This is a genomic window from Qipengyuania sp. YIM B01966 (genome assembly GCF_016461955.1).
In the GTDB taxonomy this organism is placed as follows: domain Bacteria; phylum Pseudomonadota; class Alphaproteobacteria; order Sphingomonadales; family Sphingomonadaceae; genus QFOP01.
Genome location: NZ_JADMNM010000001.1, coordinates 106,085 through 120,174, shown reverse-complemented (window position 1 = coordinate 120,174; position 14,090 = coordinate 106,085). Strand labels below are relative to the sequence as shown.

The following is a 14,090-nucleotide window of genomic DNA, read 5'->3' as shown; positions in this document are numbered from 1 at the left end:
GGGGGCAGCACGGCGGCTGCCCCCGCGCCGGATCAGTTGTAAATCGGCAGGGCGGTGCAGGCGCTGCCGCTGCCGAAATTGGCGGTGGCGGAATCGCAGGTCCAGCCGCGATACCAGGTGTCGCTCGCATCCTTGACCGCGCCAATGTAGCTGACGGTTTCGAAATAGCTCGACAGCTGCTTGGGATCGAACGCCGGGACCGCGGCTTCATTGGCGCCGTTGATGAAGGTCATCGTAAGTGTGCTGGTGAAGGCGGAGTTGTTGTTGCGGCCCTGGAACAGCGCCGCCGTCTGGTCGCGGGTCACGCCGCTGCCGGCGATGAACGGATCCTTGCAGGTCAGCACGACCGAGGCGAACAGCGGCGGGCCGGCTTCATCCTTGGCCGCGTCAGCCGCTCGGATGGTTTCGGCATGGTCGATGCGGACGCAATTATTGTCGGGCGCGCGCACCACCGAATTGACCAGCGCATAATCCGTGCCGCCGCGCAGGCGGATGGTCGCCGCCGAGGCGGTGTTGCCCATCACAAAGGTGGCGTTCGACACGCGGGTGTTCTGCCGCGGGGTCTGTTCGTAAAGGCCATTGTCGCTGTCCGCCTCGATCATCAGGTCGCCTGCGCCAGCGCGCTGGACGGCGATGACATATTGCAGGTTCGCCTTGACGCCGGTGTCGGTGTCGAGCCCGTCATCTTCTGCGCCGATGATGACCATCCGCCTGGCGTTGACGAAGCCGCCGAAGAATTCGACGCCATCGTCCGAGCTGTTGAAGCTCTGGATGTTGTCGATCTGCGTGCCGGTGCCGGTGCCGCCGGTGGTCAGCGACTGGAGTTCGCTGTTGCCCGACAGGACGAACCCCGAATAGCGGATCTGGACATAGCTCATCCGGCCCGAGCTGTCGTTCTGCGTCGCCCCGCCGAAGAAGGCCGGCTGGGCCGAACCTTCGACCTGGCGCTCGCAATTGACGGTGCCCGGCGTCGCGTTGGGCGCTGCGCAATCGGTCACCGGCGCGCGGCCGGCCAGAACCACGCCGCCCCACTGGCCCGACGAGGTGTCGGTATTGGTTCCGAGCACGTTGGCGCGGCTGGTAAAGACGATCGGGCGGGTCGCGGTGCCGACAGCGTTGATGCGATTGCCACGGTTGACCATCAGGAAGTCGGCGCCGTTGCCGAACAGGATCACCCCCGGCTCGATCGAGAGCGTCACATTGGTGTCGCTCGCGCCGTCCGAATTATCGGGCGCGGGGCCACCATCCGAACCAACGTCGACGCGGCCCGGGAAGGCGTAGAGCACGCCCTTGACATAGGGCAGCGTGGCCGAAGCGGTGAAGCGGGCGGGCATTTCACAGACGCGCCAGGTTCCAGTCGGGCCCGTGATGGTGCCGACATCGGTGAGCGCGGTCGGGTTGGAAATGGTCGGACAGGCGGCCGCCGGTTGCACCGTACCCGTTCCGCCGGTGGCGGTCGGCGTCGGCGTTGGGGTGGGATTGTTGATGATCACATTGCCGCCCGTGCCGGGCGAAGCGATTTCGTCGGCGCCGCAGCCGGCGAGGGCCAGCAGCGAGCAGCCCAGAACGAGCGAGCGATGGAAATTGGTCACGGCGAACGGTCCCCTCAAACCTTGAGACTCGAAGGTGCGGAAATGCCCCTTCGCCCGACCCCGCTAGGCGCCGCCTGTGACAGTTTCTTTGCAGGAATGTCGTTTAATTCGAGCCGCTTAGAATGACGAAACGGTGACGGTTATGACAGTTTGAAGAAGTACCCAAGGGCTAATGTTACAGACCGATGACAATATGACATTTGCGTTGCAGATCGGGCAGGTGGCGCGCAGATTGGCTGACATAAGAAGATTGGGAGAATGCCAATGTCCGTATTTGCTCTTGCCGCGCTGGTCATTGGCGCCCCCGTGCCTGCCACGGCTGCTGCTACGCCCATCGCCCCCACACAAGCCGATAGCGCAGTGATCGCAGTGGTCGCAGGCGCTGATGCACGCGATCCGGCGCGGTTGATCAATGCCGGCATTGCCTTGGCCCGGCAGGGCCAGCACGAGGCCGCACGGGCTCGCTTTGAACAGGCCGCGCTGACGTCGGAGCGGTACAGCCTGGCAACAGCGGATGGCAGCTGGATTGATTCCCGCGCGCTGGCCCGCCGGGCGCTGGCCATGCTCGATGCCGGCGCTTTCCAAGGCGAAGCGCGGATGGCTGCCCGCTAGCAAACCGCGATCTTACCGAGCGCGTTCAGGTTTTTGTCACGCCGCTGTCACTTAGTGTAAGCATTGGCCCCTCGACGGAGGTTCAATGATTCTCGCTAAGCTGCGTTGGTCTGTGTTGCTGGCGGTCGCGTTTGCGGCCTCGCCGGCCCATGCCGACGTGATGGAGATCAATGCCGAAGGGGCCCGCTGGGTCGCCGGGCGGGGGGTTACCCCGGTGGCGCAGCCGGACGCCGCGCCCGCGCAGACCGGGGTAATCGAGCTCGGCGCCGATTATGCGGTTCCGCAAGATGCGGTGGCCGACATGGCCAGCCACGCGCGCGGCGTTCCGCTGGCTTACGGCGCCAAGGTTGCCGAACTGGCCGCGCGTTATGATCTCAGCCCTGCTTTGATCGAGGCGCTGGTGTGGCAGGAAAGCCGCTGGCGCCCCGGCGCGGTGTCGCCTGTCGGCGCGCGCGGGCTTGCCCAGTTGATGCCCGGCACCGCGCGCGAACTGGGTGTCGATCCCCACGATCCGTTTGCCAATCTCGAAGGCGGGGCGCGTTATCTGCGCCAGCAGCTTGACCGGTTCGATGGTGATGTCGAACGCGCGCTGGCTGCCTATAACGCCGGGCCCGGCCGCGTCATCCGCGCCGGCGGCATCCCGCGTATCCGCGAAACCCAGAATTACGTCGCCTCGATCCTGGGGCGCCTCTCCAGCCATACAAGCAAGCCATACAGGGACGACTGACTGACCATGCGCGCGCTGACCCGCCTTCCGTTTATTGCCGGCCTGCTGACGCTTGCCGCCGCGCCTCGCGCTGCGCTCGCGCAAGCCGCCGCCACCGGCGCCAATCCGCAAGGCTCGGGCCCGATCGTCGCCGCGCTCGGCTGGTTGCAGGGCACGCTGCTGGGCAATGTCGCCACTGCGATCGCGGTGATGGCGGTGGCTGCGGTCGGCTTCATGATGCTGACCGGGCGGCTCAACTGGCGTTTCGGCGCCACCGTCATCATCGGGGTGTTCATCCTGTTCGGCGCGGCCAGCATCGTTGCCGGCATCCAGTCGGTCGCCGGCGCGAGCTGACGGGACGGGCCGATGGACCTCATCCGCCATCCCGTGCACCGCGCGCTAACCAGGCCGCAGATGTTCGCCGGGGTGACGTATAACTACTTCATCATAAACGCAGCCGTCACCACCGAGCTGTTCCTGATCACGGGCAGCTTCCTGGCGCTGCCGGCGGCGCTGGTCATTCACGGCGTGGGCTATTTCGCCTGCCTGCGCGAACCACGGGTGTTCGACCTCTATCTGACGAAGGTGTCGAAATGCCCGCGGGTCAAGAACTGGAAGCGGTGGGGCTGCAACAGCTACGCCGCCTGAGCGGGGTGACCTGAAAGGGGTCTGACGCAATGAGCAAGTGGATCGGAGCCGCCGCGTGGAGCGCGAAGGAAGCCCGGGCGGGCGACCGGCTCCCTTACGAACGGCTGATTGACGGCCATACGCTGATGCTGCGCGATGGCAGCGTGATGACGGTCATCCAGGTGCCGGGCCTGCTGTTCGAGACCGAGGATTCGGACGCGCTCAACGCCCATGCGGCGACGCGCGAGGTAATGCTGCGCTCGACCCTCGATGCGCGCTTCGTGCTCTATCACCACGTCATCCGCCGCCGGGTCGAGGTGACGCTCGAGGCGGATTTTCCCGATCCGCTGTCGGCCCATATCGACGGCCGCTGGCGCGAACGGCTGGGCAGCGGGGCGCTGTTCATCAACGACCAGTTTATCACCCTCATCCGCCGGCCGGCGCGTGGCAAGGCGGGGCTGGCGGAACGCGCGGCCAAATTGTGGAACCGCAGTGGCCGGCCCGAAATGGTCGCCGATCCCAAGGACGTGCGTTCGCTGAAGGCGGCGACGACGGGGCTCGTCGCTTCGCTGCAAGCCTATGGCGCGGCGGTGCTGGGCGATTACACGGGCGCGAGCGGGGCGGCCAATAACGAGCTGCTCGAAATGCTGAGCGCGCTCTACAATGGCGAGATGCGGCCGGCGCGCCGTCCGTCGGACGAAACCGATATCGGCCATATGCTGCCCTATCGCCGGGCCAGTTTCGGGCTCGACGCGATGGAACTGCGCGGCTCGGGCGAACCCGATTTCGCGGCCATGCTCAGCCTCAAGGATTATCCCGACGCGACCTCGCCCGGCCTGCTCGACGGGCTGCTGCGGATGCCGTGCGAGATGGTCGTGACCGAAAGCTATGCGCCGTCCGAACGCCAGACCGCGCGCGAGAAGATGGACCTTGCCATCCGCCGGCTCAAATCGGCCGACGAGGAAGCGGTGGCCGAACGCGCCGATATGCTCGCCGCGCGCGACGCGCTGGGCAATGGCGCGGTCGGCTTTGGCGATCATCATCTGTCGGTGCTGGTGCGCGAGCGCGACCTCGCCCGCCTCGACGATGCGACCGCCGCCTGCGCCGCCGCGCTGGCCGATACCGGCGCAATCGTGGTGCGCGAGGATACCAACCTCGAACCGGCATTCTGGGCGCAATTTCCGGGCAACGAGAGCTATATCGTGCGCCGGGCGATGATTTCCTCGGCCAATATGGCGAGCTTCGGTTCGCTCCACGGCTTTGCGCTGGGCAGCGCGGCAGGCAATCATTGGGGCGATGCCGTCACGCTGCTGGAAACGACCAGCGCGACGCCGTTTTTCTTCAATTTCCACCACGGCGACCTCGGCAATTTCTCGGTCATCGGCCCGTCGGGTTCGGGCAAGACGGTGGTGATGAACTTCCTCGCCGCGCAGGCGCAGAAATTCGCCCCGCGCACGATCCTGTTCGACAAGGATCGCGGGGCCGAACTGTTTATCCGCGGGATCGGCGGGCGTTATGACCGGATCGCCAGCGGCGAGCCGACCGGGTTCAACCCGCTGGCGCTGCCCGACAGCCCGGCCAGCCGCGCCTTCCTGCGCGACTGGCTGGCGGTGCTGCTGAAGGCGGACGGGGCGGAAGAATTCGCGCTGATCGCGCAGGCGGTCGATGCGGCCTATGCCAACGACGCGTCGCTGCGGCGGCTGCGCCATTTCCGCGAGCTGCTCTCGGGTGTGCGTCGGCCGATGCCGGGCGATCTGGCTGACCGTCTGGCGCCGTGGATCGCGGATGGAGAGCATGGCTGGCTGTTCGACAATCCGGTCGACCAGCTGGATATGGGCCAGCGCGTGCTCGGTTTCGACATGACCGCGCTGCTCGAAAATCCGCGCCTGCGCACGCCGGTGATGATGTATCTGTTCCATCGCATCGACGAGCGGCTGGACGGGCAGCCCACCATGATCCTGATCGATGAAGGCTGGAAGGCGCTCGATGACGAGGTGTTCGCCGCACGCATTCGCGACTGGCTGAAGACGCTCCGCAAACGGAACGCGCTGGTCGGTTTCGCGACCCAGAGCGCGCGCGATGCGCTCGACAGCCGGATTTCGACCGCGCTGGTCGAACAGACCGCGACGATGATCTTCATGCCCAACGCCCGCGCGCGGGCCGAAGATTATTGTGACGGTTTCGGCCTCACCAGCCACGAACTGGCGCTGATCCGCACGCTGCCCGCGCATAGCCGCGCCTTTCTGGTGCGCCAGCCCGATGCCAGCGTGGTCGTCCGCCTCGATCTGTCGAACGCGCCCGAAGTGCTGACGGTGCTGTCGGGCCGCGAGGCGTCGGTTCGGAAGCTCGACCTGTTGCGCGGTGCGATGGGCGATCACCCGGCCGACTGGTTCCCGGTGCTGACCGGCGCACCGTGGCCCGGTGGGGTGCGCGAAGATACCGGCGCGGTCGAGGAGATCGTCCACTCAACCCGGCTGGCGGCCGAATGAACCCGCAATGCGAACTGCTCGCGGCCGAAGCTGCCAGCGGCGTTGCCGGCGCGCTGCGCGCGGTCGATTGCGTCGCCGGCGGGGTCACCGCGCAGGCGTTTGGCCGGCTGTTCGCGCCGGGCGGCGCGCTGGTGCCGGCGCTGACGATCCTGTTGACGCTCTACGTCGCCTTCTTCGCGATCCGCCTGATGCTGGGGCGTTCGAGCCTCGGCGTGCGCGCGCTGACCCCGCGCTTCCTGACGCTGGGGCTGGTGCTGACCTTTGCCACCAGCTGGGTCGCTTATCAGGGGGTGGTCTGGAACCTGGCAGTGGCGACGCCCGATTACCTCGCCAGCCTGATGATGGGCACGCAAGGTTCGGCAACCGATGTGTTCGCGCAGAAGATCGACCTCGTGTTTGCCGCCGTGCGCGATGCCACCGCGACGCAGGGGAATAGTATCTCGGCCTTTTCGCCGCCGGGCCTTTTGTGGATGGGGGCGACGCTGCTGCTGCTCGGCACGGTTGGGGTGCTGGTGACCGCGCGGATCGCGCTGGCGCTGCTGGTGGCGCTGGGGCCGATCTTCGTCGTCATGGGGCTGTTCGAGGGGACGCGCGGGCTGTTTACCGGCTGGCTCAAGGGGCTGGTGATGCTGGCACTGACGCCGCTCTTCGCGGTGCTGGGCGGCAGCGTTATGCTCGAACTGGCGGTGCCGGTGCTGTCGCAACTGGCGGCAACGCCGGGCGAGATCAACGCGCAGGCGGCAATGGCGTTCTTTATCCTCGGCGCGGTGCACGTCGCGTTGATGGTGATGGTGCTCAAGGTCTCGGCCACGATGGTCGCCGGCTGGTCGGTGTTCGGGCTGGTGCCGGAAAAGGGCGCGGAGAGCGACACGGCCGGTGCGCTTGCCGCCGCCAGCGCCGCGCGAAGTTTGCCCACACCGGCGATGGCCGCGCCCTATGCTGCCGCTGCCAGTGCCGCCGCCGCGAGCGGCATGGCCGCACGGCGGATCGAATTGTCGGGCCACCAGGCCGCCTCGCCCGCCAACGACCCGGCAGGCGCCGCAGCTGCTGCGCGCGAGGGCGGGCGCACGCGGACCACGCGGGTGTTCGCCACCGCCCCGTCAGCGCCCGGTCAGGTGGCCCCGCTTACCCAGTCGCAATCGCGGACCAATGGGGTCGGCAGCCGGTTTCGTGCCGCCGCGCCCCGTTCGACGGAGAAACTGAAATGAACCGTGCGCTGCTTGGCGCGATTCTCGCCGCTGCCACATTGGCCGCGCTGCCCACCCCGGCGCTGGCCGATGCGCGGCTGGTGCAGCGGATGTATGATCCGGGTGCGGTGATCCGCATTGACGGGCAGGTCCGCGTGCAGGCGACCATCCGCTTTGCCGACACAGAGACGATCGAGAATGTCGCGATCGGCGATTCGCAGGCCTGGCAGGTCACCCCGAACAAGCGCGCCAATCTGCTGTTCGTGAAACCATTGAGCCCCAATGCGGCGACCAACATGACGGTCGTCACCGACAAGCGAACCTATTATTTCGACCTCGTCGCCGGGCGCGGGCGGCCGGTCTATGAATTCGCCTTCCTCTATCCGCCCGAGCCTGCGACGCCCGCCCCGCTGCTGGCCTCCGCCTCCCCGGAAGAACTGGCCGCGGCAGAGGCCGCCGCCGCGCCGCCGCCGCCTGATCCCGCCAGCCTCAACTTTGCCTGGGGCGCGCGCGGCGATGCGCGGCTGCTGCCGGTGCGGACCTATGATGACGGGCAATCGACCTTCCTCAGCTGGCCTGCCGAACGCGAGGTGCCGGCGATCCTGATCACCGATGCCGAAGGGACCGAGGGGCCGGTCAATTTCAGTGTCCGGGGCGAAACGATCGTGGTCGATGGCGTGCCGGGCCAAATCGTGCTGCGCTCTGGCCGCGACAGTGCGCGGCTGGTGCGGCAAATTATGCGCGCGTCGGGCGAATTGGCCCGCGATGACAGGGAGCTCCGCTGATGCGTCTCGCCATGCGTCTGCCGAAGAAGGGCGATAGCCCGGCGGCCAACGACATCGACCCGCGCGAACAGGAATCGGCCGAGATCATCGATCTCGCCAGCCGCAACGCGTTCCCCGCCGTGACCCAGCGCAAGGGCCGCTCGGACGGGCTCGGCATGGCGGCCGGCATCGCCTTTATCGGCGCGCTGGGGGCGATCACGCTGTGGGCGATGTCGAGCGCGCGGATGGAGCCGGCCGAGGGCGTCGGGGGTCAGCAGCCAGGCGCACAGGCGGCTGCCGTCCAGCCTGTTACCCCGCAGCCGGTGCAGGAGGTGCCCGCCGCTCCGCCGGTGCCCCCTCAGGCTGTTACCAGCGTCGGTTATACGCCCGCACCGTCCGGTCAGCCGGTCTATGCCGCGCCGCCACAAGGCGCGGTGGCGGCTGCTCCGGCGGCAGATCCCTATGCCAGCCCGACGCTGGTTTATGATAGCGGCCAGCTGGTCAGCGCCGCCCCTGCGCCAACGGCCACGACACCGGCGGCGGGCGACAATGCGGCAGCCGCCGGCAGCGGCGCGGGCGATTTTGCCGCGCGGATCGGCGGCGTCGGTGGCGGCACGGCGCAGGCGCGGGCGATGGTCAATCCGCAGACCACGGTGACGCAGGGGACGCTGATCCCGGCGGTGCTGGAAACCGCGATCAATACCGACGTGCCCGGCTTCGTGCGCGCGGTGGTCAGCCAGGACGTCAAGAGCTTCGATGGCAGCCGCGTGCTGGTGCCGCGCTCGAGCCGGCTGATCGGGCAGTACCAGTCGGGCCTGCAGGGCGGCCAGCGGCGCGCCTATGTCATCTGGACGCGGCTGATCCGGCCCGATGGCGCCTCGGTCAACATCGCTTCGCCCGCGGTCGGGTTCGACGGGACCACCGGCCTTGCCGGCGAGGTCAATTCGCATTTCTTCCGCCGCTTCGGCTCGGCGATGCTGATGTCGGTCATCAGCGGGCTGTCCACACTGGGCACGGGCGGGGCGGGGGTGGTGCTGGGCGGCGGGCAGAGCGCGGCAGCCGCAGCCTTGCAGCAGGACGGTAACATCGCCCCGACCGTGCGCGTGCGTCAGGGCGAACCGATCCGCGTGTTCACCGCCCGCGATCTCGATTTCTCGGCCGTGACCGGCGGTTGACGGGGCGCGGCTGATGAGCGCCGACATTCACGAATTGCCGGCCAGCGCGGCCGATCGCAGCGTCTATCTCGACGCCTATCTGGCGCCGTTTCGGCAATGGCTCGACCGCGATACGGTGACCGAAATCATGGTCAACCGCCCCGGCGAGCTGTGGATCGAGGACGCCGCCAAACCGGGGATGCAGCGCGTCCGTGCGCCGGAGATCGACGACCGGCTGGTCCAGCGGCTGGCCGAACAGGTGGCGCGGGTCAGCCATCAGGGGATCAACCGCGAACATCCGCTGCTCGGCGCGACGCTGCCCGATGGCGCGCGTATCCAGTTCTGCGGCCCGCCCGCGGCGCGCAAGCACTGGGCGATGGCGATCCGGCGGCACCGCCGGCTCGACCTGCCGCTCGACGCCTACGATACGGGCCCGCTGGGGCAGGCCACCGCCCCCGCCATGCCCGATCCGCAAAGCCAGCCGGTGGCGTTCCTGCGCGCCGCAATCGCCGCGCGCCAGACGATCCTCATTTCCGGCGGCACCAGCACCGGCAAGACCACCTTCCTCAACGCCATGCTGGGCGAAATCCCCGCCGGCGAACGCGTCGTACTGGTCGAGGATACGCCCGAACTGCGCCTGCCGGGGGATAACGGGGTCGGGCTGGTGGCGGTCAAGGGCGAGCTGGGCGAAGCCAAGGTGACCGCCAACGAACTGCTCCAGGCAGCGCTGCGGCTGCGCCCCGATCGGATCGTGCTGGGCGAATTGCGCGGCGCGGAAAGCGTCAGCTTCCTGCGCGCGATCAATACCGGCCATCCGGGCAGCTTCTCGACCATTCATGCCAATTCCCTGCGCGGCGCGCTCGACCAGCTGGCGCTGATGGTGATGCAGACCGGCATCGGCCTGTCGCGCGCCGATACCATCGCCTATGCCGCGAGCGTGATCGACGTGATCGTCCAGCTGGGCCGGAGCGAGGGCAAGCGGGGCATCACCCAGATCGCCCGCAGCGCCGATCTCGTTTGACGCGCCTGTCCTACAGGCGGTCCGACGGCTAGACCGAATGGACCGATCTTTCTCATTGCTGAGCCTGCCCTATTTTGGGCATTTTGCCACGCTGCCCCTCTGCCGGGCCGAGCGACGCCTTTACCATATATCCGACAAATCAACCAGTTATGGCAAATATCAAAGGCGACACGGTGTCGCCTTTGTCACCCTGTCGCCCGACGTTCGAAAACTGCTTGTCGCCGCGTTGCCGGGCGGCAATAGCTCGCGGTGATGAGCACGCGGCCAGATCGACGCACAGGCGCAGAGCCCCCTGCATCCGCCGGGCGCAGCGACCGTTATCTCAACCGCGAGCTGAGTTGGCTGGCCTTCAACGACCGGGTGCTGGCCGAAGCCGGCAATCCCAATTACCCGCTGCTCGAACGGCTGCGCTTCCTTGCCATTTCCGCCGCCAATCTCGACGAATTCATGATGATCCGCGCCGCAGGCCTGGTCGGGCAGGTCCAGCGCGGCATTGCCCGCGTGTCGATCGACGGGCGTACCCCGGCGCAGCAACTGGCCGAAGTGCGCGCGCTGGTTGACGATCTGACCGACCGTCAACAGGGCGCCTGGCGCGTGCTGCGCCGGCAGCTGGCCGATAGCGGCATCCACATCGCCGACGAGCAGCGCGTCACCGAAGAGGCCTACCACTGGCTGCGGACCTATTTCGTGGACGAGATCATCCCGGTCTTGACCCCACAGGCGATCGACCCGGCGCACCCGTTCCCGTTTGTCGCCAATCGGGGGATGGGGCTGCTGTTCAATCTCACCCGGCAAAGCGACGGGGCCCGGGTGATCGAAATGGTGCTGATCCCGGCCGCGCTTAAACGCTATGTCCGGGTGCCGGGCCGCGAGGCGATCTACGTCAGCATCGAAGCGCTGATCAGCCGCTTTGCCGACCATATGTTTCCCGGCTTCACCATCACCGGCGGCGGCGCCTTCCGCGTCCTGCGCGACAGCGATATCGAGATCGAAGAAGAAGCCGAGGATCTCGTCCGCACCTTCCGTTCCGCGATCCAGCGGCGGCGGCGCGGACAGGTGATCCAGCTCGAGCTGGAGGAAGGGTTCGACCCGGTGGGCGAGGCGCTGCTGCGCGAACAGCTCGGCGCGTCGGCGGGCACGGTGGTCAAGACCGAGGGGCTGATCGGCCTCGTCGGACTGGAAGAAATCGTCCGCGAAGATCGCCCGGACCTCAAGTTCGATCCCTATACCCCGCGCTATCCCGAGCGCATTCTCGAACATGACGGCGATTGCTTCGCCGCCATCCGCGAGAAGGACATCGTCATCCACCACCCTTACGAAAGTTTCGAGGTGGTGGTCGATTTCATCCGCCAGGCCGCCGCCGATCCGGACGTGGTGGCGGTCAAGCAGACGCTCTACCGCGCGGGCAACCAGTCGCAGGTCATTGCCGGGCTGATTGCCGCCGCCGAGGCGGGCAAGTCGGTCACCGCAGTCGTCGAGCTGAAGGCCCGCTTCGACGAGGAGCAGAACCTCCTTTGGGCAAGCCAGCTCGAACGTGCCGGGGTGCAGGTGATCTACGGCTTCGTCGATTTGAAGACCCACGCGAAGGTGGCGATGGTGGTCCGCCGCGAAGGCGATGGCTACCGAACCTACTGCCATTTCGGCACGGGGAATTACCATCCCGTCACCGCGCGGATCTACACCGATCTGTCGTTTTTCACCGCCGACCCGCAGCTTGGGCGCGATGCCGCCCGGCTGTTCAATTACGTTACCGGCTATGTCGAACCGCGCGGGACCGAGGCGCTGGCGATCTCGCCTATCGACCTGCGCGAAGAGCTGTATTCCGCGATCGACGGCGAAATCGCCAATGCCGAAGCTGGCCGTCCGGCGGCGATCTGGCTTAAATGCAACCAGATCACCGATCAGGGCATGATCGACCGGCTTTACGCCGCCAGCCAGGCGGGGGTGGAGGTCGAGCTGATGGTCCGCGGCATCTGTTCGCTCAGGGCCGGGGTGCCGGGCTTGTCAGACAATATCCGGGTCAAGTCGATCATCGGCCGGTTCCTCGAACACAGCCGCATCTATGCCTTCGCCAATGGCGCGCCGATGCCTTCGGACGATGCGCTGGTGTTCATCTCGTCCGCCGATCTGATGGGCCGCAACCTCAACCGCCGGGTCGAGGCGCTGGTCCCGATCCGTAATCGCACGGTGCACGACCAGGTGCTCAAGCAGGTGTTGCTCGCCAATCTGCTGGACACCGAACAAAGCTGGATGATGCAGCCCGATGGCAGCTATCGCCGCGCAGGCGAGGGGGCCGAGGGCGGCAGCCGCAATTTCAATCTCCACCGCTATTTCATGACGAACCCGTCGCTGTCGGGGCGTGGTGAGGCGCTCGAACGCGGCGAGGTGCCGACCTTGCGGCTGGCGCAGGAACCCCGGTGATGCGGAGGACCCGGCACGAGCGGGCGCTCGGCACCAGCGACGGGCCGGCGCACGCGATAATCGATATCGGTTCGAACACCGTCCGCATGGTCGCTTATGCGGGTGCACCGCGCGCGCCGACGGTGATCCTTAACGAAAAGGTCGCCGCCCGCCTGGGGCGCGAGCTGAACCAGACGGGGCGGATGCCCGATACCGGCGTCGCTCAGGCCTTGGCCGGGCTGGCCCGCTTCCGCTTGCTGCTGGACGGGCTCGGCATCACCGATATCACCACGGTCGCCACCGCCGCCCCGCGCGAGGCGGCCAACGGACCGGAATTCATCGCCGCGGTCGAACGCCTCGGCCTTGCCCCGCGCGTGCTGAGCGGCGAGGAAGAAGCGCGAGCCAGCGCGCTGGGCGTGCTCGGCGCCTTTCCCGGCGCGGCGGGGATCGTCGCCGACCTCGGCGGCGGCAGTCTCGAACTGATCGAGATCGGTGATGACCGGATCGGGCAGGGCGTCAGCCTGCCGCTCGGCACATTGCGCCTGCCCCCGCTGATCGCCAGCCACGGCGATTTGAAGCGACCGGTGGCGAAGGCACTGCGCGATGCGGGTTGGGATGACCCGCGCGGCGGCACGCTCTATCTCGTCGGCGGCACCTGGCGGGCGATGGCGGCGTATGCGCTTGACCGCATCCGCTCCCCGCTGACTGACCCGCATGGCGCGGCGATCGGCGCTGCGGAGGCGGTCGAGCTCGCTGCCGAACTGGCCCGCGCCGATCCCGCAGCGCTGCGCAAACAGCCGCGCATTTCCTCGATGCGCGCGGCCATTCTGCCCGATGCTGCGCGCCTGTTGCAGGTACTGCTGAAGCGGCTGCAACCCGAACGGTTGATCGTGTCGAGTTGGGGTCTGCGCGAAGGGTTGCTGTTCGAGCGGCTGCCAGAAGCTGCCCGCCGGCAGGACCCGCTCATTGCTGGGGTCGCGCATTTCGCTGCCCAGCGCGGTTGTTCCGCCACCCTCGCAGCGCGTGTCGCCGGCTGGACGGCTGCTAGCAGCACGCCGGGCCAGCGGGGGTCGGAACGGCTCCGCCTTGCCGCGACGATGCTGGCGCTCGCCTCGATGCAGGTCGAACCCAATCTGCGGACGCATCAGGGGATCGACTGGGCGCTGCACAAACGCTGGCTGGCGGTCAGCCCGGCCGGGCGGGCGATGCTCGCCGCGACATTGTGCGCCAATGGCAATCAGCTCGAAATGATGGACCTGTTCGGCGGGCTCGCCAGCGCTGAACAGCTGGAGAGCGCGATCATCTGGGGCCTGTCGATCCGCCTGTGTCGCCGGCTAGGCGCCTGCTCGCGCGCTTCGCTCGAAGGCTCTGCCCTGGTGGTGGAGGATGGCACCCTGCGGCTCACGGTGACCGAAGATCTCGCTGCACTCGTCGGACCGCAAAGCCAGAAGGATCTTGCGCTCCTCGCTGCGCGCATGGGCCTCGACCCGATCATCGACGTCACCGCCGGGGGGCAGGATTTCCACAAGGTGTAGCTG

Annotated in this window: 12 protein-coding genes; 11 read left to right on the top strand and 1 reads right to left on the bottom strand. The window is 67.5% G+C overall.

The window, feature by feature from the left end:
• Nucleotides 1-32: 32 nt before the first annotated feature.
• Nucleotides 33-1,592 (bottom strand): hypothetical protein, encoded by a 1,560-nt coding sequence (locus ILT46_RS00645; protein WP_199502702.1) that lies wholly within the window; start codon nt 1,590-1,592, stop codon nt 33-35.
• A gap of 264 nt (nt 1,593-1,856) precedes the next feature.
• Here ILT46_RS00645 and ILT46_RS00640 point away from each other — a divergent pair, with 264 nt between their 5' ends.
• The 11 genes from ILT46_RS00640 (at nt 1,857) to ILT46_RS00590 (ending at nt 14,087) form a co-directional block, all read left to right on the top strand.
• Nucleotides 1,857-2,204 carry a hypothetical protein gene (locus tag ILT46_RS00640; RefSeq protein WP_199502701.1) on the top strand — a complete coding sequence of 116 codons (348 nt, stop codon included), beginning with the start codon at nt 1,857-1,859 and terminating at the stop codon, nt 2,202-2,204.
• 85 nt (nt 2,205-2,289) lie between these two features.
• Entirely contained in the window at nt 2,290-2,931 is a 642-nt protein-coding gene (locus tag ILT46_RS00635) for a lytic transglycosylase domain-containing protein (protein WP_233396874.1), read from the top strand.
• Nucleotides 2,932-2,937: 6 nt separating this feature from the next.
• Nucleotides 2,938-3,264: a TrbC/VirB2 family protein gene (locus ILT46_RS00630; protein WP_199502700.1), complete on the top strand. Its 327-nt coding sequence runs from the start codon at nt 2,938-2,940 to the stop codon at nt 3,262-3,264.
• A gap of 12 nt (nt 3,265-3,276) precedes the next feature.
• A complete protein-coding gene (locus ILT46_RS00625; protein ID WP_199502699.1) occupies nt 3,277-3,558 on the top strand; it encodes a type IV secretion system protein VirB3 in 282 nt (93 codons plus the stop codon).
• Between the two features lie 29 nt (nt 3,559-3,587).
• Nucleotides 3,588-6,026 (top strand): VirB4 family type IV secretion/conjugal transfer ATPase, encoded by a 2,439-nt coding sequence (locus ILT46_RS00620; protein ID WP_199502698.1) that lies wholly within the window; start codon nt 3,588-3,590, stop codon nt 6,024-6,026.
• Nucleotides 6,023-7,234, top strand: a complete 1,212-nt coding sequence (locus ILT46_RS00615; protein ID WP_199502697.1) for a type IV secretion system protein — start codon at nt 6,023-6,025, stop codon at nt 7,232-7,234. The genes ILT46_RS00620 and ILT46_RS00615 overlap by 4 nt, the downstream gene beginning before the upstream one ends.
• Nucleotides 7,231-7,998, top strand: coding sequence for a TrbG/VirB9 family P-type conjugative transfer protein (locus tag ILT46_RS00610; protein WP_199502696.1), 768 nt, complete (start codon nt 7,231-7,233; stop codon nt 7,996-7,998). The genes ILT46_RS00615 and ILT46_RS00610 overlap by 4 nt, the downstream gene beginning before the upstream one ends.
• A complete protein-coding gene (locus tag ILT46_RS00605) occupies nt 7,998-9,152 on the top strand; it encodes a TrbI/VirB10 family protein (RefSeq protein WP_233396873.1) in 1,155 nt (384 codons plus the stop codon). Before ILT46_RS00610 ends, ILT46_RS00605 begins: the two co-directional genes overlap by 1 nt.
• A 13-nt stretch (nt 9,153-9,165) precedes the next feature.
• The gene (gene virB11, locus ILT46_RS00600) at nt 9,166-10,152 is read left to right on the top strand and encodes a P-type DNA transfer ATPase VirB11 (RefSeq protein ID WP_199502695.1); all 987 of its coding nucleotides are present in this window, start codon (nt 9,166-9,168) and stop codon (nt 10,150-10,152) included.
• 252 nt (nt 10,153-10,404) lie between these two features.
• On the top strand, nt 10,405-12,573 hold the full coding sequence (locus tag ILT46_RS00595) for an RNA degradosome polyphosphate kinase (RefSeq protein ID WP_199502694.1): 2,169 nt from the start codon (nt 10,405-10,407) through the stop codon (nt 12,571-12,573).
• Entirely contained in the window at nt 12,573-14,087 is a 1,515-nt protein-coding gene (locus ILT46_RS00590; protein WP_199502693.1) for a Ppx/GppA family phosphatase, read from the top strand. The genes ILT46_RS00595 and ILT46_RS00590 overlap by 1 nt, the downstream gene beginning before the upstream one ends.
• The last annotated feature ends 3 nt before the right edge of the window (nt 14,088-14,090 follow it).

Coding starts and splice junctions, on each gene's coding strand:
- ILT46_RS00640 (WP_199502701.1), top strand. CDS start 1,857: ATGTCCGTATTTGCTCTTGCCGCGCTGGTCATTGGCGCCCCCGTGCCT.
- ILT46_RS00635 (WP_233396874.1), top strand. CDS start 2,290: ATGATTCTCGCTAAGCTGCGTTGGTCTGTGTTGCTGGCGGTCGCGTTT.
- ILT46_RS00630 (WP_199502700.1), top strand. CDS start 2,938: ATGCGCGCGCTGACCCGCCTTCCGTTTATTGCCGGCCTGCTGACGCTT.
- ILT46_RS00625 (WP_199502699.1), top strand. CDS start 3,277: ATGGACCTCATCCGCCATCCCGTGCACCGCGCGCTAACCAGGCCGCAG.
- ILT46_RS00620 (WP_199502698.1), top strand. CDS start 3,588: ATGAGCAAGTGGATCGGAGCCGCCGCGTGGAGCGCGAAGGAAGCCCGG.
- ILT46_RS00615 (WP_199502697.1), top strand. CDS start 6,023: ATGAACCCGCAATGCGAACTGCTCGCGGCCGAAGCTGCCAGCGGCGTT.
- ILT46_RS00610 (WP_199502696.1), top strand. CDS start 7,231: ATGAACCGTGCGCTGCTTGGCGCGATTCTCGCCGCTGCCACATTGGCC.
- ILT46_RS00605 (WP_233396873.1), top strand. CDS start 7,998: ATGCGTCTCGCCATGCGTCTGCCGAAGAAGGGCGATAGCCCGGCGGCC.
- virB11 (WP_199502695.1), top strand. CDS start 9,166: ATGAGCGCCGACATTCACGAATTGCCGGCCAGCGCGGCCGATCGCAGC.
- ILT46_RS00595 (WP_199502694.1), top strand. CDS start 10,405: ATGAGCACGCGGCCAGATCGACGCACAGGCGCAGAGCCCCCTGCATCC.
- ILT46_RS00590 (WP_199502693.1), top strand. CDS start 12,573: ATGCGGAGGACCCGGCACGAGCGGGCGCTCGGCACCAGCGACGGGCCG.